At 44.5% G+C, this 663-nt stretch carries 1 protein-coding gene; it reads right to left on the bottom strand.

What is annotated here, in order from left to right:
• Positions 1 to 16 precede the first annotated feature (16 nt).
• Positions 17 to 663, bottom strand: a 647-nt coding sequence (argF, locus tag B3O33_RS06330; protein ID WP_292363210.1) for an ornithine carbamoyltransferase, incomplete at its 5' end; no start/stop codon positions are given.

Consider the following 663-nt stretch of genomic DNA (forward strand, 5'->3'; position numbering starts at 1 on the left):
GATGTTTAACAGAAGCTTAGGCGCAGAGAAACTCTAACAACGCTTTTTGTGCATGTAAGCGATTTTCCGCCTCATCCCACACAACGCTTTGTTGTCCATCAATGACTTCTGCAGTGACTTCTTCACCTCGATGCGCAGGCAGACAATGCATAAACAAAGCATCTGAAGTCGCTTGTTGCATGACGTTTTTATCCACCTGAAATGCCGAAAATGCGGCTTCTCGCTTACGCTGTTCTTCTTCCTGCCCCATACTCGCCCAGACATCGGTCACCACTAAATCAGCCAGTTTTGCAGCCTGAAGTGGATCATTAAATAATCGTATACGGGCATTGACTGCATTCACAATAGAAGCTTTAGGTTCATATCCTTCAGGTGTTGCAATATTCAGATTAAAACCAAACTGTTGAGCGGCATTAATATAGGAATGACACATATTATTGCCATCACCAATCCATGTAACGGTTTTGCCACGAATATCACCCCGATGTTCCTGATAGGTCTGCATATCGGCCAATAACTGGCATGGATGGTAGTCATCGGTCAACGCATTAATCACCGGTACTGACGAGAATTTGGCAAAAGTTTCCACTTTACTGTGCTCGAATGTACGGATCATGACCGCATCAACCATACTGGAAATAACCCTGGCAGAATCCTCAATCG

This window comes from Methylophaga sp. UBA1464 (assembly GCF_002325665.1).
Taxonomy (GTDB): domain Bacteria; phylum Pseudomonadota; class Gammaproteobacteria; order Nitrosococcales; family Methylophagaceae; genus Methylophaga.